A 21,676-nucleotide genomic window follows, 5' to 3' on the forward strand; every position below is an offset into this window, starting at 1 on the left:
GATGCAGGAGCCGCCCCCACCCCCGGCGCGGCGCGGCGTGCTCAGCCTCTGCGTGATGCTCGCCGTGATCATGCAGATCCTCGACACGACGATGGCGACGATCGCGCTGCCCTACATGATGGGCTCGCTGTCCGCGACGATCGACCAGATCAACTGGGTGCTCACCTCCTACATCGTCGCCGCCGCGATCTCGACGCCGCTCAGCGGCTATCTCGCGGGCCGCTTCGGGCGCCGCACCGTCCTGATGGTGACGATCACCGGCTTCACGATCAGCTCGATGCTGTCCGGCATGGCGGGCTCGCTCGAGCAGATGGTGGTGTTCCGGCTGATGCAGGGCGCGTTCGGCGCGCCGCTCGTTCCGCTGTCGCAGGCGACGATGCTCGACAGCTACCCGCGCGAACAGCACGGCTCGGCGATGGCGCTGTTCGGCGTGGGCGTGATGGTCGGGCCGGTGCTCGGGCCAACCTTGGGTGGGATCCTCACCGAATACCTGCACTGGCGCTGGGTGTTCTACATCAACGTGCCGGTCGGCGCGGTGGCGTTCCTCGGCATCTCCACGGTGATGCCGCGCAGCGCGCCCAGCCGCGTCGGATTCGACTGGTTCGGCTTCGCAACGCTCGGCATCGCCGTCGGCTCGTTCCAGCTGATGCTCGACCGTGGCGAGCGCCTGAACTGGTTCGATTCCTCGCTCATCGTCACGCTCGCCGCCCTGGCAGCGCTCGGGCTCTATCTCTTCGTCGTGCATACGGCGACGGCGAGGCGCCCCTTCATCGACCCGCGCCTGTTCAAGGACCGCAACTTCGTCCTCGGCATGGGGTTCATCTTCGTCGTCGGCATCCTCCTGCTCGCGACGATCGCGCTCCTGTCGCCGTTCCTGCAGTCGATGCTCGGCTACCCGGTGCTGACGGCGGGGCTGATCACCTCTCCGCGCGGGGCAGGCACGATGCTGTCGATGCTTCTCGTCGGCCGGCTGATCTCGCGCTTCGACCCGCGGCTCCTGCTCGGATTCGGCTTCACCTGCGCGGCCGTGTCGCTCGCGGAGATGGCGCGCTTCACGCCGGAGGTGTCGCAGACCACGCTGATCGTCATCGGCATGATCCAGGGCTTCGGCCTCGGCTTCCTGTTCGTTCCGCTGACGACCATCACCTTCTCGACGCTGCCTGCGGACCTGCGCAACCAGGGCACGGCGATGTACAGCCTGATGCGCAATCTCGGCGCAAGCATCGGCATCGCGGTGGTGATCTTCCTGCTCGTGCGCGACACCCAGGCGATCCAGGCCGGCCTCGTCGCGCACGTCACGCCGTTCAACCCCGCGCTTCGGCTTCCCGGCGTCGCGGAGCATTGGAACCTCGACACGGTTGGGGGGCGGATGGCGCTGTCGGAGGAGGTGTTCCGACAGGCGCGCGCGATCGCCTATGCGCGCGACTTCGGGCGGCTCAGCCTGCTCGCGCTGGCCGCGATCCCGTTCACGCTCCTGCTGCAGCGCCCCGGGCGGGGAGCGCCCGCCGGTGGGGATCGCGTCGCGCCCGGCGACGCCCCCCGTGGCGCTACCGGAAGCGCTGGAGCCTGAACCCGGACGGGTCGACGACGGGCGGCGCCCCGGTCGCGAGATCGGCCGCAAGCCTTCCCGCGCCTGGGCCGATGCCGAAGCCGTGGCCGCTGAACCCGGAGGCGACGACGAGCCCCGGCAGCGCGTCGACCGGCGAGATCACCGGAACCTCGTCCGGCGTCTGGTCGATCCAGCCGGCCCAGAGCCGGGCCGCGCCTATGCCGGCGAGCTTGGGATAGGCCGCGACGATCTCGCGCAGCGCGGGCTCGACGATGCTCGCCTTGGGCCTGGGGTCGAGCACGCGGATCCTCTCGAACACGGTCGGGCGGTCGAACGACCACGTGCCGTGCCACGCATCCGGCCCCTCGAAGAACGACCTGCCGAGGCGGAGCTCGACGAGGTTCCAGCGCTTGAACAGCGTCGGCAGGAAGTGGCGCGCGTGGCGGATTCCGGCCGGGGTCAGCTCGAGCCGCCCGCGCGCCTTCGCCGCGACGATGTAGCCGCCGTCGAGCAGCGGCGTGAGGATGAAGTCTGGCGTGTTGAGGCCGCCCGCGCTCACCCGCTCCACCGGCGTCGTTGCGAAAACGGTCGAGTGCACGGAGGCCTGCGGCATGTCGATGCCGTGGCGGCGGAGGAACATCGAGCTCCACGCCCCTCCGGCGAGGATCACCGCATCCGCCCCGATCCGCCCCTTCTCGGTGAACACGCCCGAGATGCGGCCGCCGGTCGTGTCGAGGCCACGCGCGGCGCAGTTCTGGTGGAGCGTGACGCCGAGCGCGCGCGCCGCGCGGGCCAACGCGGGGGCTGCCATCGCAGGCTCGGCGCGCCCGTCGCGCGGCGAGACGACGCCGCCGATCCAGTCCTGCTCGTTGCCGGGCGTGAGGCTCTTCGCCTCCTCCGGCCCGACGATGCGCGCCTGCACCTGGTAGGCGCGCGCCATGTCGAGCCAGGCCTGCCACGCGGCGAGTTGCTTCGGGTCCTTGGTGACGTAGACATTGCCGTTGCGGCGGAGCCCCATGTCGGCGCCGATCTCGGCCGGCAGCCTGTCCCAGAGCTCCTGGCTGTGCTGCATGAGCGGGATCTCCCGCTCGTCTCGGTTGAAGGTGCGGCACCAGCCCCAGTTCCGGCTCGACTGCTCGCCCGCCACGACACCTTTCTCGAGGAGCGCGACCGAGTGGCCGCGCCTGGCGAGCGCATAGGCGGCGGCGACCCCGATCATGCCTGCGCCGATGATCACGACATCCGCCCTCGCGGGAAGAGAGGCATCGCTCTCGACCAGATCGAGGTTCCGCGTGGCGACCATCAGCCCCCCTTCGTGCCCGTTGCGTGCCGCAGCATGCCGCGCACGCAGCGTTTCGTCATGACCCCGGCGGGGGAACTCAGGCCTCCGATGCGCAGTAGAGGCGATGCAGCGTGTCGAGCATCGCCCGGACCTCGTCGTTCGCCACGCGGTAGTAGATCGTCTGGCCCTCGCGGCGCGTCGCCACGAGGCGAAGGGCGCGCATCCGGGCGAGATGCTGCGACAGAGCCGCCGGGGCGAGGCCGACGAGGTTTGCGAGTTCGCCGACGGATTTCTCGCCGCCATGCAGGTGGCAGAGCGCCATGAGCCGCCGACCATTGGCGAGCGCGCCAAGCAGGCGGGAGGCGTCCGCGAGCCGTGGCTCGATCGCCGACGGCGAGACAGGGAGGGAAGCAGCTTTCATCTTGACACCTTAGTATATTCGCAGATACTAATCTATAGGTTCATCAGAGGAGGCCAGCATGGTCGCCAATATCGGCTCGCTCGACAGGACGGTCCGCTTCGTGCTCGGGGCGGTCCTGCTCGCAGCCCCCTTCGTTCCCCCGGCGGCCGCCGCGCTTGCCAACCTCGGCGCCTGGCGCTACGCGGTCGCGGCCGTCGGCGCAGTCCTTATTCTCACCGCCCTTCTGCGCGTCTGCCCCGCCTATTCGCTGTTCGGCATCCGCACCTGCGAGATCGGCAGGTCCTGACGTGACGGCGACGGAGTTCACACCGCTCGCCTCGCTTCTCGGAGGCGGGCTGATCGGCCTCGCCGCCGTGATGCTGTTCGCAAGCCACGGCCGCATCGCCGGCATCAGCGGCATCGCCTCGCGGCTGATCCTGCCCGAGCCGGGCGGTGACCGATGGGGGCGGTTCGCCTTCATCGCGGGCCTCGTGGCCGCGCCGATGCTCGTCGCCGCCGCCAGCGGCGAGGCGGTGCACCAGACCATCGCTGCGGCAACACCGGTGCTGGTCGCGGCAGGGCTGCTCGTCGGGTTTGGGGCTGTCCTCGGCAACGGATGCACCTCCGGCCACGGCGTGTGCGGCCTCGCGCGGCTCTCCGTCCGCTCCCTGGTCGCGACGGCCGTGTTCATGGCAGCCGGGCTTGCCACCGTGTTCCTCACGAGGCACGTGCTGTGAGGGGCGCGCTCTCCATCGCCGCGCAGTTCGTCGCCGGGCTCGTCTTCGGCCTCGGGCTGATCCTTGCCGGCATGGCGGACCCCGCGAAGGTGCTCAATTTCCTCGACCTCGGCGGCATCGCCACGGGGCTGTGGGACCCGAGTCTCGCCTTCGTCCTGGGTGGCGGTGTCGCCGTCGCCTTCATCGGCTTCCGCCTTGCCCGGCGCACGGGGCGCCCGGTCTTCGCCGGGGCGTTTCCCGCCCCACCCTCGGCGCAGGTCGACCGGCAGCTGATCATCGGGCCGGCGCTGTTCGGCATCGGCTGGGGGCTCGCGGGCCTTTGCCCGGGCCCTGCCTTCGTCACGCTCGGCATCGGCAGCGGCAAGGGCATCGCCTTCGTCGCAGCGATGGTCCTCGGCATGGCCGCGGCGAGGCTCGTGCTCGACCGCCAGCCGGCAATCGGACTTCCCGCCTCGCGCTGAGCCGGCCGCACGGCCGTGCCTCGCTTGCGCCATGCGGCGCATCGCGTAGCCTTCCGTCTCCTTCCCCACGGAGATGGCATGGTGAGCTTCTCGAGCATGTTTGCGCAGGTCGTCGCGGTCGTCGGCGGTACGGCACTGCGGCTTCGCCGTATGCGCGACGGCGAACCGACGCCCGCCTGGGGCGAGGCGCCGACCATTCCGCAGGGCAAGCCGCAAGGTGCCATCCCCACGCTCAAGATGCCGACCGCGCGCGGCTGGGACGACGGCCAGGCGCCGGTCGCCGCGCCGGGCCTCAAGGTCAATGCCTTCGCGCGGGGGCTCCAGCATCCGCGCTGGATCCACGTGCTCGACAATGGGGACGTGCTGGTTGCCGAGGCCTCGAGCGTGCCGCGGACGAAGATGCGCAACGTGTTCGACTACGCGATGGTCAGCACGCTGCGCCGCGCGAAGGCGACGGGCGAGAGCGCGAACCGCATCACGCTCCTTCGCGACCGCGACGGCGATGGCGTGGCCGAGACACAGCTCGTGTTCCTGGAGGGGCTGAACCAGCCCTTCGGCATGGCGCAGCTCGGCGATCGCTTCTATGTCGGCAACACCGACGGCGTGGTCGAATTCCCCTACGCGCAGGGGGCGGACCGCATCACCGCGCCAGGCCGCAAGATCGTCGACTTCAAGCCCGCCGGGCACTGGACGCGAAGCCTCCTGGCGAGCCCGGACGGGCGGAAGCTGTACGCGGGCGTCGGTTCGCTCTCCAACATTGGCGACAATGGGATGGAGGTGGAGGAGGGCCGGGCCGCGATCTGGGAGCTCGATCTCGAGACAGGCGCGAGCCGCATCTTCGCGAACGGGCTGCGCAACGCCGTCGGGCTCGCCTGGGAGCCGCGCACCGGCGTGCTGTGGACGGTTGTGAACGAGCGCGACGGCCTGGGCGACGAGACGCCGCCCGACTACCTGACCTCGGTGCAGGAGGGTGGGTTCTACGGCTGGCCCTATTGCTACTGGGACAGGGTGGTGGATGACCGCGTGCCGCAGGATCCGGAGATGGTGGCCCGCGCGATCACGCCCGACTACGCGCTCGGTGGCCACACCGCCTCGCTCGGCCTTTGCTGGGTTCCGGCCGGAACCCTGCCCGGGTTCCCCGAGGGCATGGCGATCGGCCAGCACGGCTCGTGGAACCGCAGCACGCTGAGCGGCTACAAGCTGGTGTTCGTCCCGTTCGAGAACGGCCGCCCCTCAGGCCCGGCCCGCGACATCCTCTCGGGCTTCCTCGCGCCCGATGAGTCGGTGTCCTACGGCCGGCCGGTGGGCGTCACGCTCGGGCCGGACCGATCCCTCCTGATGGCCGACGACGTGGGGGATGTCATCTGGCGCGTGACGGGGGCATAGGCGGGAGGCTGGCAGCCGTCCCCGACGGGATGGGGGTCCGCTCAGGGTCCGCTGGGGATAACCGTGCTGTCGCCGTCGCCGGGGAATGGTGGGCGCACAAGGACTCGAACCTTGGACCCGCTGATTAAGAGTCAGCTGCTCTACCAACTGAGCTATGCGCCCCCGGCAGGGGCCGAGACCCCCGCAAGGCCCGGCGCTATAGCAAAGCCCCCCCAGCGTGTCGAGTGCCGGGGGAGGCGACAGGCACGCCCGAGCGGCAGGTCAGGCCTGCTGCTCGCCCTCGATCTCGACGTCCCGGTGCACGTGCACGCTCATCAGCACGCCGAAGCCGATCATCACCGTGATCATCGCCGACCCGCCGTGGCTGACCAGCGGAAGCGGCACGCCACCGACCGGGATCGCCCCCATCACCATCGCGATGTTGACGAAAACGTAGAGGAAGAAATTGGTGGTGATGCCCACCGCCACCAGCCGGCCGAACTGGTGGCGGCAGGAGAAGGCCATCGCGAGCCCGTTGAGCACCACGAGCAGGTTGAGGCCGAGCAGCGCCGCGGCACCGGCGAAGCCGAACTCCTCGGCCAGCATGGTAAAGATGAAGTCGGTCTGCTTCTCGGGCAGGAAGTTCAGCTGGCTCTGCGTTCCCTGCACGAAGCCCTGGCCGAACATGCCGCCCGAGCCGAGCGCGATCTTCGACTGGATGATGTGATAGCCGGTACCGAGCGGGTCGCTCTCCGGGTTCAGGAAGGTGAGGATCCGGTTCTTCTGGTAGTCGTGCAGGCTCTCGTAGGCGATCGGCGCAGCGACGGCGACGGCCCCGCCGACGAGCGCGAACTTCCAGAGCCTGACGCCGGCGACGAACAGCATCACGCCCGCGAGCATGCAGGTGATCAGCGCGTTGCCGAGGTTGGGCTGGCGCAGGACCATCACGACCGGCACGGCCACCGCGATCAGCGGCGGAATCAGGAAGAGCGGGTTCCCCACCCGCTCGATGCTCGCGCGGTGGAACCAGGAGGCGAGAGCGATCACGAGGAAGATCTTCATCAGCTCGGAGGGCTGCACCTGGATCGGGCCGAGATCGAGCCAACGCTGCGCCCCCTTGCCCACCGCGCCATGCAGCGCGACGAGAACGAGAAGCCCGATGCCGAGGAGATAGAGCGGCCAGGCGAGCTTCAGGATCAGGCGGATGTCGACGAGCGCGATCGAGAGCATCAGCAGCACGCCGAAGCCGAAGCGCAGGCCGTGGCGGAAGGCCCAGGGCTCCGGGCTACCGCCGGCGGCGGAATAGAGCATCGCGTAGCCCGTGCCGGCGAGAAGGCAGAGCAGGACGATGAAGGGCCAGCTCACCGAGGCAAGCTTCTCGCCGAAACCCATGCCGCGGTCGCGCGTGAGCGTCCGCTGCATCATGGCCGTTCGGTCCGCGCAGGCCCAGGCGCGGCGGCCTCGGCGACGCGCTGCTGGTCGGGTCGGGTGGGGGGCGGCGGCGGGCTCGTCCGCCGCGCGGGGTCGCGCGTCAGCGTCTCGAGCATCACGTCGCGAGCGACCGGCGCGGCCGCCGCCGAGCCGCCGCCGCCATGCTCGACGATCACCGCCACGGCGTAGACCGGCTCCTCGACCGGCGCGAAGCCGACGAACAGCGCATGGTGGCGCCATTCATAGGGAAGGTCTTCCTGCCGCCTCAGCCCGCGCTCGCGCTCTGCCATGGTGATGCGCCGAACCTGCGTCGTTCCCGTCTTGCCGCCCATCGCGACGCCGAGCTCGGCCGGAAGCCTGCTCGCCCAGGCCGTCCCGCCGCGCTCGTTCACGACGCCCGACATGGACTCGCGCATCAGCCTCAGATGCGGCTCGGGGATGCCGAGCGCCGGCCAGTCCTCCGCCCGGTGGCCCTTCTGCAGCGCCCCGCCCACCGCGCGGGTCAGGTGCGGCTGGATCGCACGCCCGCCATTGACCATCCGCGCGGTCATCACGGCGAGCTGCAGCGGCGAGACCTGGGTGAAGCCCTGGCCGATGCCGTGCACGAGCGTCTCGCCCTGCTGCCAGGGCACGCCCTGCGTGGCCATCTTCCATTGCCGTGTGGGGATGAGGCCCGAGCGGGCGCCGGGAAGCTCGAGGTCGAGCTCGACGCCGAGGCCGAAGCGGCGCGACATCGTCGCGATCCGGTCGATGCCGACGCGCTTGGCCGTCTCGTAGAAGTAGCAGTCGCAGGACTGCTTGATGGCCTCGCGCATGTCGAGCCACCCGTGCCCGCCGCGCTTCCAGCAGTGGAACTTCGAATCGCCGAGCTGGGTGACCCCGAAGCAGGGAATGCGCTCGCCCGGCGCCACGAGCCGGGAGTCGAGGGCGGCGAGCGCCACCACCATCTTGAAGGTGCTGCCTGGCGCATAGAGCCCCGCCACCGCCTTGTTCACGAGCGGGTTGCGCCGGTTCGACGTCCAGGCCCGCCACTGGGCGGATGACACACCCTCGGCGAACACGTTGGGGTCGAAGGACGGGGTCGAGGCCATGGCCATGACCTCGCCGTTGCGCGCATCGAGCACCACCACCGCGGCGCTGTCGTTCTCGATGCGGCGGGAGACGGCCTGCTGCAGCCCGGCATCGAGCGTCGTCGTCACGTCCTGGCCGGGCGTGCCCTCCTCGCGCTCGAGCTCGCGGATGACGCGGCCGACGGCGTTGACCTCGAGCTGCACCCGCCCCGCCCGGCCGCGCAGCGCCTGGTCATGCGCGCGCTCGAGTCCGGCCCGGCCGATGCGGATGCCCGGAAGCTGGAGCATCGGGTCGCCGTCGAGGTCGGCCTCGGCCGGGGCGGCGACGTAGCCGATCAGGTGGGCGAACTCCTCCCCGTAGGGGTAGGTGCGGCTCTGGCCGACATCGGTCACGATGCCTGGCAGGTCCGGCGCGTTCACCTCGAGCCGCGCCATGTCCTCCCAGTCGAGGAACTCGCGCACCAGCACGGGGACGAAGCGGCGGCGGCGGCGCACGTCGCGCTCGATCCGGGTCCTCTCGGCTTCCGTGAGCGGCACGACATGGGAGAAGGTCGCGAGGGTCGCGCCGACATCGTCGGTCCGCTCGGCCACGAGCATGGCCCGCCAGTTGAGCCTGTTCTCCGCGATCGGAACGCCGAACCGGTCGGTGATGCGCCCCCGCGGCGGAGGCAACAGGCGCATGGAGATGCGGTTCTCGTCTGCGAGCACGGCGTAGCGCTCGCTCTCCTTCACCTGGAGCTGCCAGAGCCGCACGCCGAGCGCGCCGAGCAGCGCCGTCTTGCCGAGGCCGAGCATGACGAGGCGGCGGGTGAAGACGGTGCGCTGGCCCTTCTCCTTCTTCATCGCCGCCCCCTCATGCCGCCTGCAGCGTCCGCTCGAGGCGGACGAACAGCCAGGAGAAGGCGGGATAGACGGCGATGACGAGGCCGAGCTCGACGAGCGGGGGGAGCACCGGCAGCACCCGGAAGGCGAGCGCGGCATGCAGCACCCAGCCGACGGCGAACAGCGCGGTGGCGAGCAGGGCGAAGGCGATCCAGACCAGCAGGAAGGACTGCCGCGCCAGCACCCGGCGCTGCGTCAGCACGATGCCGTGCAGCAGGAGCAGAAGAAGCGTGTTGAGCCCGAGCGGTGCGGCAGCGAGCAGGTCGCACAGCAGGCCGAGGCCGAACACGGCGAGCGGGGACATCAGCCGCGGCCGATAGAGCGTCCAGAAGAACACCGCGGCCGGCGCGGCGGAGGGGATGAGCCCGGGCTGGCCGGGAACGAGCGGGGGCAGGCAGGAGGCGATGACCAGGACGACGGCGAGTGCGGCGGGTGCGGCCTCGTGCGCCGCCGTGTCGAGGCGCTGCAGCAGGGTCTGGCGGGGAAGCCCGACGGCCATACCGGCTCAGCTCCCCGGACGCCGGCGCGGCTCGGGCCGCGCGACCTGTTCCGGCGGCAGGATGCCGGAGAGGCCGAAATCATGCAGCCGCACGAACGTCAGCCTGTTCATGTCGGCCGCGAGCTCGACCTCGAGCACGCCGCCGTGCCCCTGCCGAACCGTGCCGACGGGAAGCCCGGCCGGAAGTGCGCCGGCCTGGGAGGACGTCACCACCCTGTCGCCAGGCTGGGGCTGGCTGCCCTCCGCCCAGTGCTGCAGCCGCGGCGCCGGCCCGTTCGTGCCTGCGAGGATGGCGCGGTGGCCCGTGCGCTCGATCTGCACGGGGATGCGGCTGTTGATGTCGGTGACGAGCAGGATGCGCGCAGAGCGGCTGCCGACCTCGCTGACGCGCCCCACGAGACCGTTCTCGTCGAGCGCCACCTGGCCCTTGCGCACGGCATGGCGCGGCCCGGTCGAGAGCAGCACCGAGCGCGCGTAGGAGGTTCCCGTGTCGGCCACGACGCGGGTCGTGATGAAGCCGGGCGTCGGCTCCGCCGGCGCGTTCAGCACCGCGCGCAGCGCAAGATTCTCCGCCTCCAGCGCCATCGCCACGTCATGCCAGCGGCGGAGCCTCGCGTTCTCCTCCCTGAGACGGGCGTTCTCGGCGTGAATGTCGGCGATCCCCCGCACGGCCTCGATGGCATCCTGCACGGCGCCGACGGGGCGGGACAGGACATCGTAGACAGGCACGAGGAAGTCGGCGAGCGCGACGCGCGCCCGTTCGGCGATCACGGTATCGGCCTTGCCGAGCAGCATCAGCCCGAAGCTCGCCGCGATCAGCAGCGGCAGCACGAGTCGCGCCAGGGCCTGGCGGAACGGAACGCTGAGGCGGATCACGCGCTGCCCCGCGGAATGCCTGGGTTTAGCCGCATGCCTGGATGCCTTGCCTCCCGGCCCATCGCCTGCCTCGGCAGAGCCGCCGCAGGTTGGGGCAAACAGGTTAACCTCAGTACATCGAGCTCAGCACGTTCCGCAGCTTCTTGATCTCCTCGAGCGCCCGACCTGTGCCCAGGGCGACACAGGAGAGCGCATCCTCCGCGACGGAGACGGGAAGGCCAGTCGCCTCGCGCAGCACGTAGTCTAGCCGGTTGAGCAGCGCGCCGCCGCCGGTGAGCACGATGCCCTTGTCGACGATGTCCGCGGCAAGCTCCGGCGGGGTGTTCTCGAGCGCCACCTTCACCGCCTCGACGATCGCCGAGACGGGTTCGGACAGGCTTTCGCTGATCTGACGTTGGCTGACCACGACCTCGCGCGGCACGCCGTTCATCAGGTCCCGCCCCTTCACTTCCTTGAGCGGGCCGTCGTCCATGTCGTCGGGCGGGCAGGCGGCGCCGATCTCGATCTTGATCCGCTCGGCGCTCGACTCGCCGATCAGCAGGTTATGATTGCGGCGGATGTAGGAGATGATCGCCTCGTCCATCTTGTCGCCGCCGACGCGGACCGATCGCGAGTAGACGATGCCGCCGAGCGAGATCACGGCGACCTCGGTCGTTCCGCCGCCGATATCGACGACCATCGAGCCGGACGGCTCGGTCACCGGAAGGCCGGCGCCGATCGCCGCGGCCATCGGCTCCTCGATCAGCAGGACCTTGCGGGCGCCCGCACTCTCCGCGCTCTCCTGGATGGCCCGGCGCTCGACCGCGGTGGAGCCGGAGGGCACGCAGACGATGATCATCGGCGAGGCGAAGCTTCGCCGATTGTGAACCTTGCGGATGAAGTGCTTGATCATCTCCTCCGCCACCTCGAAATCGGCGATCACGCCGTCGCGGAGCGGGCGGATGGCGGAAATGTTGCCCGGCGTGCGGCCGAGCATCTGCTTGGCCTCGTCTCCCACGGCGAGGACCTGCTTCTTGCCCCGCACATCGGCGATCGCGACGACGGAGGGCTCGTCGAGCACGATCCCGCGCCCCTTCACATAGACGAGGGTGTTCGCGGTGCCGAGGTCGATGGCCATGTCGGCCGAGAGAAACCCGAGCAGGCGAGAAAGCATCGATCGGCAACCTTCCTACGTGCCAAGCGCCACGGAAGCCTTGGCGGCCTCAGGCCCGGGCGGCCCGGCGGGGCAGCCACGGGCCGCAACCAAAGCGGGTACCACCACATGCGGGCGCATGGAGGCCGCAAGGTTTACGGCGCGACGCTTCCGGCGACAACCGGGATTCCGGCCGGCGTGGCAGCCATGCCGCAGGGCCACTCCGCCCGCCGTGGCCGATTAGGCGAAGACCAGGTCGGCGGCGGTGAACCCGGCGAGCACGCCGGCAAGAAGCAGCTGGTCGCCCGCGCCATACTGCACCAGCGTTCCGCCTTCCTGCACCGCCCAACTGACCGCCCCGGCGGCGATCCCCTCGAAGCGGAGCCTGTCTGCGCCGACGGCGAAATCGGTTATCACGTCTGCCCCGTCACCGTGCGCGAACAGGAAGAGGTCCCGCCCCGCCCCGCCGGTGAGCGTGTCGCTGCCCGTGCCGCCGCGAATCCTGTCGGCGCCAGAGCTGCCGATCACGACATCGTCCCCCGCCCCGGCCTCGATGGTGGCGTAGGACCAGCCATTCCAGCCCGTCACGGTGATGCGGTCATTGCCGGCGCCCGTCGAGACCACGAAGCCATTGCCCCAGCCATCGGCGTCGGCGCCGTTCGAGAAGGCGGTGATGGTGACGACATCGTCGCCCGAGCCGGTGCGGACGGTGCCGCGCTTGATGCCGCTGAGCGCCACGCTGCTTGCCGCCGTTCCGCCGAGCTCGACCAGGGCATCGACGAAATTGTCGAGCCGGACATCGGCGCCATCGTCGTCGCGCACCGTCACGGTCTTCAGCGTGTTCCAGGCGCTCGTCACGGTGGCGGAGACGGCATCGCCCGGCCCCCAGTCCACCGCCACCGTCGCACCGGCGATGCCGTGCTGCGCGGCGGTAACCGTCGCATCCGCCCCTGCCGTGGCCGACCAGCCGGTCCCGGCCGCGCCATTGCCGAGCAGAAGCTTCGGCAGGACGAGGGGCGCAGCCGGCATCACGAGGTCCGACACGAGGACGAACTGGTCGCTGAAGGCAAGGCGCTCGATGCCGGGGAGCCTGTCGGTGCCAAGCGCGCCGAGGGAGACCACAAGCGCGCCCGCATCCCAGCCATAGGACGCCGCCGTCCAGGCCATGGCGAAGGCAGCGGTGTCGAACCCGGCCCCGCCGTCGAGGATGTCGTCTCCGAAGCCGCCCTCGAGCCAGTCATCCCCGCCGCCGCCGGAGAGGATGTCGTTGCCTCGGCCCCCGGTCAGGCGGTTGGCGAAGCCATCGCCTGCGAGAACGTCATGGCCATCGCCGCCATGGACCGCCTCGATCGTCGTTCCGACGGCGAGGGCGAGCTCCGCGCCGCCGATCGTTCCGCCGCCGGCAGCAAGGTCGAGCAGGACGCGGCCGGTGACGGCGGAGGCGTTGATGGTGTCGAAGCCGGCCATGTCGACGATCAGCCCGCGCGAGGGGTCGGCGGCCCGTGCGGCGGCGAACTCGTCGGTGAAGACGTAGAGCGTGTCCTCGCTCGCCGCGTCCCCGAGCGCGGTGATCGACCAGGAGACGAGCTGGCCGATGTCGCCTGCCATGGAATCGACCACCCGAAGCGTCCATGCGCCGCCGGAGCCCTCGCCCCAGAACGCGTTGGACGTGACGGTGAAGACGATGTCGTCGGCAGACGAGCCATAGCCGGAGCTGTTCGCGGGCGACCGGCCGGGACGGTCGATCAGCACGCTCTCGGTTCCCTCGGGCGAGACGAGGAAGACGCGGAGATCGCCGATCCAGGTATGGCGGATGTCGAGCGAGACCTGCACGCGGTCGATCGCGACCCCGTCCGCGAGGCTGAGCGTGCTCGTGAGGCCGGCAGGCGAGGCGTCGGGAATGGCCATGCGCGGCGCCGAGGCGGCGCTGACCTTGGCGAGGTTCTGGCTGTGCGAGACATCATCCCAGGTCTCGGCAAGCCGCACGGCGGCGCGCGCGTCCACCAGGCCGAAGCCGTAGTCGTTCGAGAAATGCATGCCCCCGCCGTTCCAGGTGCCGGCGCCGTTGGTCGTCCACGAGGCGTTGGCTGCATCCGTCCTGCGCGCGGAGAGGGCGAGGATCTCCTGCACATCCCGCCAGCCGAGGTCGGGGTTGGCCTCGAGCATCAGCGCGACGATGCCGCTGACGACCGGTGCGGCGAAGCTCGTGCCGGAGACGGTGGCGGTGTTCCCGGCCGAGTAGCCCTCCGCGCCCGTGCGGTCGGTCGTGGTGATGGCCACGCCGGGCGCGGAGACGAGCAGCGCAGCGCCGGGGTTGGAGAAGGACGCGACCTTGCCCTCGGCATCGACAGCGCCGACGGTGATGACCTCGGGAGCCGCCTGGATGCCGTGGTGATTCACGCTGTCGCCGCTCGCCCGCGCGTTGCCCGCGGCGAAGACGAACACCGTGCCGAGCCCGCCGCGGCCGACATCGGTCGCGTGCACGAGGGCATCGCGGATCGGCGCATAGGCGGGGGAGGCGAAATTGTCGGTGAACAGCCCGCCGAAGCCCCAGGAGTTGTTCGAGACGTCCACCCCCGCCTGGTTGCGGAGCTGGGTCGCGATCTGCGCGGTCGAGCCTGCGGCGCCATAGCCCATGCGGAAGCCGACGAGCGTCGCATCATGCGCCACGCCGACAAGGCCGGCGCCGTCGGCATTCGCGCCGATCACCCCAGCGACGGCCGTGCCGTGGATATCGCCCGCCTCGGCGGCCGGGTTCGCGTCATTGCCGCGCGCATCCCAGCCTCCCGCGCCGAAGGCGCCGGCAAGGTCGGGGTGGCCGAGCTCGATCCCGTCATCGACAATGCCGATGCGCACGCCGCGGCCGGTATAGTCAGCCCAGACCGGGGTGACGTTGGCGTCCACGCCGCCGGGGTTCAGCAGGTGCCATTGCGCCGCGAAGCCAGGGTCGGCCGGCAAGGCGACATGCGTGACCGTCGTGGCGTCGGCGTGCGCCATCCATTCCTCCGCACAGAGCTGCTAGGGCCGTCTCGTCCACAGCGACAAGGCCTGAAACAGAGGTTAACGGCGAACGGTTAACGACCGGTTGACCACCCGGCAGGACTTGCCGGGCCTGTCGCGTTCGGGAAGACGATCCCGGACACGGCGACGGTACAGCGAGGGTGCGGAGCCGGTCTGTGCGCGTGTGCACAGACCGGTCCGGCGCGGCGATCAGGCAGAGAGGGCGGCAGGCGCGGTGCGGGCGCGCTTGACCAGGAGCTTGTTCAGCGCATGCACATAGGCGCGCGCGGAGGCGACCAGCGTGTCGGTGTCGGCGCCCTGGCCATCGACGAGCTTGCCCGCCTCCTCGAGCCGGACGGTCACCTTCGCCTGCGCGTCGGTGCCCTCCGTCACCGCGCCGACGGAGTAGAGCTTCAGCTCCGCCTCGTGCGGGAAGAGCATGCGGATCGCCTTGAACGTGGCATCGACCGGGCCGTCGCCGGTCGCCTCGGCGCGCTTCGTTTCGCCGTCGATGTCGAGCTCGAGGATGGCCCGCTGCGGCGCCTTGCTTCCGGCCCAGACCTCGAGCGACACGAATCGCACGGCATCGTGCGCGCGCACCACCTCGTCATCGACGAGCGCGACCACGTCCTCGTCGAACACGACCTTCTTCACGTCGGCGAGGCGCTTGAAACGCTGGAACGCGTCGTTCAGCGCGTTGTCGCCGATATCGGCGTAGCCGAGCTGCTTCAGCTTGTCGCGGAACGCCGCGCGGCCGGAATGCTTGCCGAGCACGAGGGACGACTTGGCGAGGCCGACGCTCTCCGGCGTCATGATCTCGTAGGTGCCGGAGTGCTTCAGCATCCCGTCCTGGTGAATGCCCGCCTCGTGCGCGAAGGCGTTGCGCCCTACGATCGCCTTGTTCGGCTGCACGTCGAACCCCGTGATGGTCGCGAGCAGGCGCGAGGTGCGCGTGATGTTCTGCGTCACGATGCCGTTGGCATAGGGCATCGCGTCGGCGCGCGTGCGCAGCGCCATGGCGAGCTCCTCGAGCGCGGCGTTGCCCGCGCGCTCGCCGATGCCGTTGATCGTGCACTCGATCTGCCGCGCCCCGGCCTTCACGGCCGCGAGCGTGTTCGCCACCGCGAGGCCAAGGTCGTTGTGGCAGTGCGCCGACAGGATCACCTTCTCCGCGCCCGGCACGCGCTCGCGCAGCATGGCGAAGATCGCGCCGAACTCCTCCGGCACGGCATAGCCGACCGTGTCGGGGATGTTGATCGTTGTCGCACCCGCCTTGATCGCTGCCTCGACGCAGCGGCAGAGGAAATCGGCCTCGGTGCGCGAGCCGTCCTCGGCCGACCATTCGACGTCGTCGGCGTACTTGCGAGCATGGGTGACGGAGTTCGTCACCGCCTCCAGCACCGCCTCGGGCGACATCTGCAGCTTGTACTTCATGTGCAGCGGCGAGGTGCTGATAAAGGTGTGGATGCGCTTGCGGCGCGCGGGTTTCAGCGCCTCTCCCGCGGCATCGATGTCGGCGCGGGCGGAGCGGGCGAGCGAGCACACCACCGCTCCCTGGATCTTCTCCGAGATCGCCTTCACCGAGGCGAAATCGCCAGGCGAGGCGATGGCGAAGCCAGCCTCCATCACGTCGACACCGAGATCCTCGAGCGCCTCGGCCATGCGCAGCTTCTCCTCGAGATTCATCGAGAAGCCGGGGCTCTGCTCGCCGTCGCGCAGCGTCGTGTCGAACACGATCACGCGCGCGGGATCGACGCTGCCGAAGGATGGGTGATCGACGGTCGGGTGGTCTGCAGCCTGGGGCGTGGGGGTGGCGGACATGGCGCTTCTTCCTCTGGGTGAACGACTAGGCCGGGGACGATCCCCTGAGCGGTGCAGCGCGGGACCTCCGCGCCGGCGTCACGCCCAGGGGCGGCTAAGTCGAAGGAGAAGGCCGGAAATCGACGCGAGCGCGCCGCCCGCGGATGCGGGCGCAGGGAGGCGGGCGCGGCTCAGCCAGTCGCTCATGGGGCGGATTATCCACAAACCGGCCCCATTCGGCAAGCGCCCCCCGTTGCCGGAACGGAGCGGCGGAAGCAGGATGCCGCCACCCGAACGACAATCCATCCGAGGAAGGGAACGCCGCTCCATGCCGCACGTGCTGCTCGCAGGCCAACTGCACAAGGCCGGTCTGTCTCTGCTCGAGGCCCGCCCCGACGTCACCTTCGAGACGCTGCGGCCAGGCTCGCCCGAGTTCCCCGAGCGGGTGAAGGAGGCCGATGCCGTGCTGCTCTGGCTCGAGCCGATCACCGAGGCGGTGCTCGAGGCGACGCCGCGGCTGAAGGTCGTCGCACGCTACGGCGTCGGCTACGACACGGTCGACATCGCCGCCTGCACGAGACGCGGCATTCCCGTCGCCGTCGCCAACGGCTCGAACGACCTCTCCGTCGCCGAGCACGCGATGATGCTGATGCTCGCCGTCGCCCGCCGCACGGTGGAGTACGACGCGAAGGTGCGCCGCGGCGAATGGCGCCAGGGGCAGATGCCGCCGATGCACGAGCTCGCCGGCCGCACGGTGCTGGTGGTCGGCTATGGCCGCATCGGTACGCGCGTGGCGAAGCTCGCCCAGGCCTTCGGCATGCGCGTGATGGTGCATGACCCCGCCTTCCCCACCCCCCGCATCGCCGCGGACGGGCACATCCCCGCGCCCGACTGGAAGGCCGTGCTCCCCGAGGTGGACGTGCTGACGCTGCACTGCCCGCTGCATCCCGGCACGAAGGGCCTCGTGAACGCCGAGGTGTTCTCGCGCATGAAGCCGAGCGCGTGGCTGATCAACACCGCCCGCGGCGGGGTGGTCGACGAGCCGGCGCTGATCGAGGCGCTCAAGGCGAAGAAGATTGCCGCGGCCGGTCTCGACGTGCTCGTCGTCGAGCCGCCGCAGACGAACCATCCGCTGTTCGCGATGGAGAACGTCGTGCTCGCCCCGCACAACGCGGCGACCCCGGACGAGTGCCTCGCGAAGATGGCCAAGCGGTCGGCCCAGAACATCCTCGACTGCTTCGACGGCAAGATCGACCCGGGCTACCTCGTGAACCCCGAAGTGCTGCGCAAGAACGCCTGAGGTCGTTTCATCATGCCCCATGTCCTCTGCCTGCGCGCGATCCACCCGGATGCGATCGCGCTGATGAAGGCCGCGCCCGGCGTCACGGTCGAGGTGCTCGACCCCGTGACGCCCGAGGCGCTTGAGGCCCGCATCGGCGAGGCGGACGCCATCACTGTCCGGCTCGCCAGGATCGACGCGCCGCTGATCGCCAAGGGCAAGAAGCTGAAGATCGTCGCGCGCCACGGCGTCGGCTACGACGCGGTGGACGTTCCCGCGCTCACCGCGCGCGGCATTCCACTGACCATCACCCCGGAGGCCAACGCGGGAAGCGTTGCCGAGCACGCGCTGATGCTGATGCTCGCCTGCGCGCGCCGCGTCACCGGCTACGATCAGAGGCTGCGCGAGCTCGCCTGGGGGCTGGTGCCCGACATGCCGACGGTCGACCTCGCCGGCCGCTCGGTGCTCATCATCGGGTTCGGTCGCATCGGCACGAGGGTGGCGAAGCTCTGCTCCGCCTTCGGGATGCGCGTCTCGGTGATCGACCCGGCCGTGCCGTGGAACACGATCAAGGGCCTCGGCTACACGCCGGTCGAGGACCTCCGCACGGCGCTCGCGGAAGCCGACGTGGTGACGCTGCACATCCCCGGCTCCGCCGAGAACAGGGGCATCGTCGATGCCCAGTTCCTCGGCGCGATGAAGCCCGGCGCGATGCTGATCAACACCGCGCGCGGAACGCTCGTCGACGAGCCCGCTCTGGCGGGCGCGCTCAGGGCTGGGCGCGTCTCCGCCGCGGGGCTCGACGTGTTCGTCGAGGAACCGGCCGTGGCGACCAACCCGCTCTTGAAGCTTCCCAACGTCATCGGCACGCCGCATTCCGCCGCCGGAACCGAGGAGGGCATGCGGCGCATGGCGATGAGCTGCGCCGAAAGCATCCTCGCCTGCTTCGCGGGCACGCTCGACCCGCATGTGGTCGTCAACCCCGAGGTGCTTCGGCGCAACGCGTGATGCTCTACCGCGCGCTCCTCGGCATCGATCTTGCCGCCGCAGCGGTCGCGCTGTTCTTCTTCCTCTGGGGGCTCACCGACGGAACCGCGCTCTATGCGCCGGGAGCGTGGTTCCTTCTTCTCGGCGGCATCGCCGCGGTCATCGGCGGCGGGATCGCGCTTCGCCGCGCCGGCCGGCCCGGGCTTGCGAGCGCTGTGCTGTCCCTGCTCGCGATTCCTGCGGTCGGCTACGTCGTGTTCTTCGGAATGCTGATCATTCTGAACCCGCGCTGGAACTGAAGGCCGCCCTCAAGACCGCTCCGCTCCGGTTCTCGGAACCCGCGCCATCCAGGCCACGGCAGCGCAGTCTCAGGCAGGCTTCGGGTTGTCAGCGCCCGAGCGACAGCCCCTCGAGCCAGGCGCGGGCGAGGGAAGCGGGCTGTTCCCAGCCCGCATCGATCATCATCGCGTGCCCGATGCGCTCGAGCATCGCGCGGTCGGCGCCGTGGAACCAGGCGGTGCGCATCACGGCGTCCTGCGGCACGAGCGGGTCGGCCTTTGCGCCGAGCACGAGCATCGGCACGCCGAGAAGCCGCGCCGAGCCGACGGGGCGCGGCCACTGCGCCTCTGCCAGGGCGCGCAGGCTTTCGGGCTGCATGCGCGAGAGAAGCGAGCCCGCGCGCGCGTCATCCAGCGTTTCGCTGAAGAGGGCATGGCGAAGCCGCTCGGGGGGCTTCGTGTCGGGCGAGAGGAAGGGCATGCGCGCCACCTCCTGCCACAGCATCGGGTCAGTGAAGGCGAGGCGCACATTGGCGCCAGCGAGCCCTTCCGCCGGCACAGGCGCCATCAGCACCATCGCGCGGATGCGCGGGTCGCCGAGCAGCATCTGCGCGACGAGCGCGCCGAGCGAATGCGCGACGATGACGATGGGGCCCTCGAGCGATGCCATCGCGGTCCGCGCATCGATCAGGTAGTCGAGCAGCCCCCAGGTGTGGAGAAGCCCCCGACCGTAGGAGGCGCCATGGCCGCGGAACGACACGGCCGCTGTGCGCCAGCCGGATGACGCAAGGGCCGGCATCAGATGCTCGGCCCAGATCCAGGCGCCGGCGGCGGCGCCGTGCAGGAAGAGAACCGTGGCCGGCCGTTCGTCCTCGGGCCCCGAGAGAAGGAGCTCGAGCCCGTCACCCTGCGCGTCCGCCGGCTTGTCCCGGCGGGGAAAGGCGACGACCTGGCCGGCCACGGATCCTCCGATCAGTTCCTGCTCTTGTCGACGAGCGCGTTCTTCTTGATCCACGGCATCATGGCGCGGAGCTTCTCTCCCACCACCTCGATGTCGTGCTCGGCCATCTTGCGCCGCGTCGCCTTGAACGAGGCCTGGTTCACCTTGTTCTCGAGCATCCAGTCGCGCGTGAACTTGCCGGTCTGGATGTCGGAAAGCACGCGCTTCATCTCGGCCTTCGTCGCATCCGTGATGATGCGCGGGCCTGTCACGTACTCACCGTACTCCGCGGTGTTGCTGATCGAGTAGTTCATGTTGGCGATGCCGCCCTCGTAGATGAGGTCGACGATCAGCTTCACCTCGTGCAGGCACTCGAAATACGCCATCTCCTTGGCGTAGCCCGCCTCTACCAGCGTCTCGTAGCCGGCCTTGATCAGCTCGACGAGGCCGCCGCAGAGGACGACCTGCTCGCCGAAGAGGTCGGTCTCGCACTCCTCCTTGAAGGTCGTCTCGATGATGCCGGCGCGGCCGCCGCCGATGGCGGATGCATAGGAGAGGCCGAGCTCGAGCGCGTTGCCCGTGGCGTTCTGGGCCACCGCCACGAGGCAGGGCACTCCGCCGCCGCGCTGATACTCCGAGCGCACCGTATGGCCGGGCCCCTTCGGGGCGACCATCAGCACGTCCATGTCCGGGCGCGGCTCGATCAGGTTGAAATGCACGTTGAGCCCGTGCGCGAACAGGAGTGCGGCGCCCTCCTTCATGTTGGGCCCGAGCTTCTCGCGGTAGAGATCGCCCTGGCCCTCGTCCGGCGTCAGCACCATCACGAGGTCGGCCCACTTCGCGGCATCCGCCGGGTCCATCACCTTCAGCCCGGCGCCCTCGGCCTTGGCAACGCCGCCCGAGCCCTTGCGCAGGCCGACCACGACCTCGGCGACGCCGCTGTCCTTCAGATTGTTGGCGTGGGCATGGCCCTGGCTGCCGTAGCCGATCACGGCCACCTTCTTGCCCTTCACCAGGTTCACGTCGGCATCGCGGTCGTAGTAGACGCGCATCGGTTTTCCCTCCCCTCTCTCGGTCGGTGTCTCGGTTTCGGAACGCTGGCCACGGGGTCTAGCGTCGCCCCAGTGGCCTGACAAGCGCGGGTCTGAAAGATCCGGCAGGCGTCGGCCGCGCCTCAGATTCCCTTCGGCCCGCGCGCGATGGCGGCAACGCCCGTGCGGCTCACCTCGACGAGGCCGAGCGGCCGCATCAGGTTGATGAAGGCGTCGAGCTTGTCGGTCGAGCCGGTCATCTCGAAGATGAAGCTTTCCGTCGTCGCATCGACGACGCGGGCGCGGAACGCATCGGCGATCCTGAGCGCCTCGACGCGCCGCTCGCCCGTGCCGGCCACCTTGATCAGCGCCATCTCGCGCGCGATGTGCGGCCCCTCGAGCGTCAGGTCCGACACGGTGTGGATCGGCACCAGGCGGTCGAGCTGCGCCTTGATCTGCTCGATCACCATCGGCGTGCCGGAAGTGACGATGGTGATGCGGGAGAGATGCTTCGTCTCGTCCACGGGCGCGACGGTCAGGCTGTCGATGTTGTAGCCGCGTCCGCTGAACAGGCCGATCACGCGCGCGAGCACGCCGGCCTCGTTCTCCACCAGAACGGCCATCACCGCCTGGCGTGTCGTCGTCTCTGTCATCTGAGGATACTCACCAAGGAAAGA

General features: G+C 70.1%; 20 protein-coding genes and 1 tRNA gene. 8 read left to right on the forward strand and 13 right to left on the reverse strand.

Going from position 1 to position 21,676, the window contains the following annotated elements; genetic code table 11:
* Position 1 precedes the first annotated feature (1 nt).
* Positions 2-1,570 carry a DHA2 family efflux MFS transporter permease subunit gene (locus tag FIF60_RS12005; RefSeq protein WP_144186326.1) on the forward strand — a complete coding sequence of 523 codons (1,569 nt, stop codon included), beginning with the start codon at positions 2-4 and terminating at the stop codon, positions 1,568-1,570.
* On the opposite strand, the gene FIF60_RS12010 is transcribed toward FIF60_RS12005, so the two are convergent.
* Positions 1,548-2,852: an NAD(P)/FAD-dependent oxidoreductase gene (locus FIF60_RS12010; protein WP_144186327.1), complete on the reverse strand. Its 1,305-nt coding sequence runs from the start codon at positions 2,850-2,852 to the stop codon at positions 1,548-1,550. The genes FIF60_RS12005 and FIF60_RS12010 overlap by 23 nt on opposite strands.
* A gap of 76 nt (positions 2,853-2,928) precedes the next feature.
* Positions 2,929-3,252: an ArsR/SmtB family transcription factor gene (locus FIF60_RS12015; RefSeq protein ID WP_144186328.1), complete on the reverse strand. Its 324-nt coding sequence runs from the start codon at positions 3,250-3,252 to the stop codon at positions 2,929-2,931.
* A 58-nt stretch (positions 3,253-3,310) separates the two neighbouring features.
* On the opposite strand from FIF60_RS12015, the gene FIF60_RS12020 reads away from it, so the two are divergent.
* The 4 genes from FIF60_RS12020 (at position 3,311) to FIF60_RS12035 (ending at position 5,815) form a co-directional block, all read left to right on the forward strand.
* Complete coding sequence (locus FIF60_RS12020; protein ID WP_144186329.1) at positions 3,311-3,538, forward strand: YgaP family membrane protein; 228 nt, start codon at positions 3,311-3,313, stop codon at positions 3,536-3,538.
* A 1-nt stretch (position 3,539) separates the two neighbouring features.
* Positions 3,540-3,968, forward strand: a complete 429-nt coding sequence (locus tag FIF60_RS12025) for a YeeE/YedE family protein (RefSeq protein WP_239451603.1) — start codon at positions 3,540-3,542, stop codon at positions 3,966-3,968.
* A complete protein-coding gene (locus FIF60_RS12030; protein ID WP_144186330.1) occupies positions 3,965-4,429 on the forward strand; it encodes a DUF6691 family protein in 465 nt (154 codons plus the stop codon). Before FIF60_RS12025 ends, FIF60_RS12030 begins: the two co-directional genes overlap by 4 nt.
* Before the next feature lie 78 nt (positions 4,430-4,507).
* Entirely contained in the window at positions 4,508-5,815 is a 1,308-nt protein-coding gene (locus tag FIF60_RS12035) for a PQQ-dependent sugar dehydrogenase (RefSeq protein WP_144186331.1), read from the forward strand.
* Between the two features lie 86 nt (positions 5,816-5,901).
* Here the strand turns inward: FIF60_RS12035 and FIF60_RS12040 are convergent.
* From FIF60_RS12040 to FIF60_RS12075, 8 genes are all read right to left on the reverse strand, one after another.
* A tRNA-Lys gene (locus FIF60_RS12040) sits at positions 5,902-5,977 on the reverse strand.
* 99 nt (positions 5,978-6,076) lie between these two features.
* The gene (gene rodA, locus FIF60_RS12045; protein ID WP_144186332.1) at positions 6,077-7,219 is read right to left on the reverse strand and encodes a rod shape-determining protein RodA; all 1,143 of its coding nucleotides are present in this window, start codon (positions 7,217-7,219) and stop codon (positions 6,077-6,079) included.
* Entirely contained in the window at positions 7,216-9,138 is a 1,923-nt protein-coding gene (gene mrdA / locus FIF60_RS12050; protein ID WP_144186333.1) for a penicillin-binding protein 2, read from the reverse strand. The genes rodA and mrdA overlap by 4 nt, the downstream gene beginning before the upstream one ends.
* A gap of 10 nt (positions 9,139-9,148) precedes the next feature.
* Positions 9,149-9,676 carry a rod shape-determining protein MreD gene (mreD, locus tag FIF60_RS12055; RefSeq protein WP_144186334.1) on the reverse strand — a complete coding sequence of 176 codons (528 nt, stop codon included), beginning with the start codon at positions 9,674-9,676 and terminating at the stop codon, positions 9,149-9,151.
* A gap of 6 nt (positions 9,677-9,682) precedes the next feature.
* The gene (mreC, locus tag FIF60_RS12060) at positions 9,683-10,552 is read right to left on the reverse strand and encodes a rod shape-determining protein MreC (protein WP_144186335.1); all 870 of its coding nucleotides are present in this window, start codon (positions 10,550-10,552) and stop codon (positions 9,683-9,685) included.
* 109 nt (positions 10,553-10,661) lie between these two features.
* Positions 10,662-11,705, reverse strand: a complete 1,044-nt coding sequence (locus FIF60_RS12065) for a rod shape-determining protein (RefSeq protein ID WP_144186336.1) — start codon at positions 11,703-11,705, stop codon at positions 10,662-10,664.
* 219 nt (positions 11,706-11,924) lie between these two features.
* On the reverse strand, positions 11,925-14,681 hold the full coding sequence (locus tag FIF60_RS12070; RefSeq protein ID WP_144186337.1) for a S8 family serine peptidase: 2,757 nt from the start codon (positions 14,679-14,681) through the stop codon (positions 11,925-11,927).
* A 213-nt stretch (positions 14,682-14,894) separates the two neighbouring features.
* Positions 14,895-16,505 carry a 2-isopropylmalate synthase gene (locus FIF60_RS12075; RefSeq protein ID WP_144186338.1) on the reverse strand — a complete coding sequence of 537 codons (1,611 nt, stop codon included), beginning with the start codon at positions 16,503-16,505 and terminating at the stop codon, positions 14,895-14,897.
* 307 nt (positions 16,506-16,812) lie between these two features.
* On the opposite strand from FIF60_RS12075, the gene FIF60_RS12080 reads away from it, so the two are divergent.
* From FIF60_RS12080 to FIF60_RS12090, 3 genes are read left to right on the forward strand one after another with little or no spacing between them, the layout of a single operon-like run.
* Positions 16,813-17,784 (forward strand): hydroxyacid dehydrogenase, encoded by a 972-nt coding sequence (locus FIF60_RS12080; protein WP_158639184.1) that lies wholly within the window; start codon positions 16,813-16,815, stop codon positions 17,782-17,784.
* 12 nt (positions 17,785-17,796) lie between these two features.
* Entirely contained in the window at positions 17,797-18,771 is a 975-nt protein-coding gene (locus FIF60_RS12085; RefSeq protein WP_144186340.1) for a hydroxyacid dehydrogenase, read from the forward strand.
* A complete protein-coding gene (locus tag FIF60_RS12090) occupies positions 18,768-19,049 on the forward strand; it encodes an osmoprotectant transporter permease (RefSeq protein ID WP_144186341.1) in 282 nt (93 codons plus the stop codon). Before FIF60_RS12085 ends, FIF60_RS12090 begins: the two co-directional genes overlap by 4 nt.
* Before the next feature lie 88 nt (positions 19,050-19,137).
* Here the strand turns inward: FIF60_RS12090 and FIF60_RS12095 are convergent, their stop codons facing one another.
* From FIF60_RS12095 to ilvN, 3 genes are all read right to left on the reverse strand, one after another.
* Complete coding sequence (locus FIF60_RS12095; protein ID WP_158639185.1) at positions 19,138-19,989, reverse strand: alpha/beta hydrolase; 852 nt, start codon at positions 19,987-19,989, stop codon at positions 19,138-19,140.
* 11 nt (positions 19,990-20,000) lie between these two features.
* On the reverse strand, positions 20,001-21,020 hold the full coding sequence (ilvC, locus tag FIF60_RS12100) for a ketol-acid reductoisomerase (RefSeq protein WP_144186343.1): 1,020 nt from the start codon (positions 21,018-21,020) through the stop codon (positions 20,001-20,003).
* A 122-nt stretch (positions 21,021-21,142) separates the two neighbouring features.
* A complete protein-coding gene (gene ilvN, locus FIF60_RS12105; protein ID WP_144186344.1) occupies positions 21,143-21,652 on the reverse strand; it encodes an acetolactate synthase small subunit in 510 nt (169 codons plus the stop codon).
* Positions 21,653-21,676 lie beyond the last annotated feature (24 nt).

Source organism: Elioraea rosea (assembly GCF_007644105.1).
Lineage (GTDB): Bacteria > Pseudomonadota > Alphaproteobacteria > Acetobacterales > Acetobacteraceae > Elioraea_A > Elioraea_A rosea.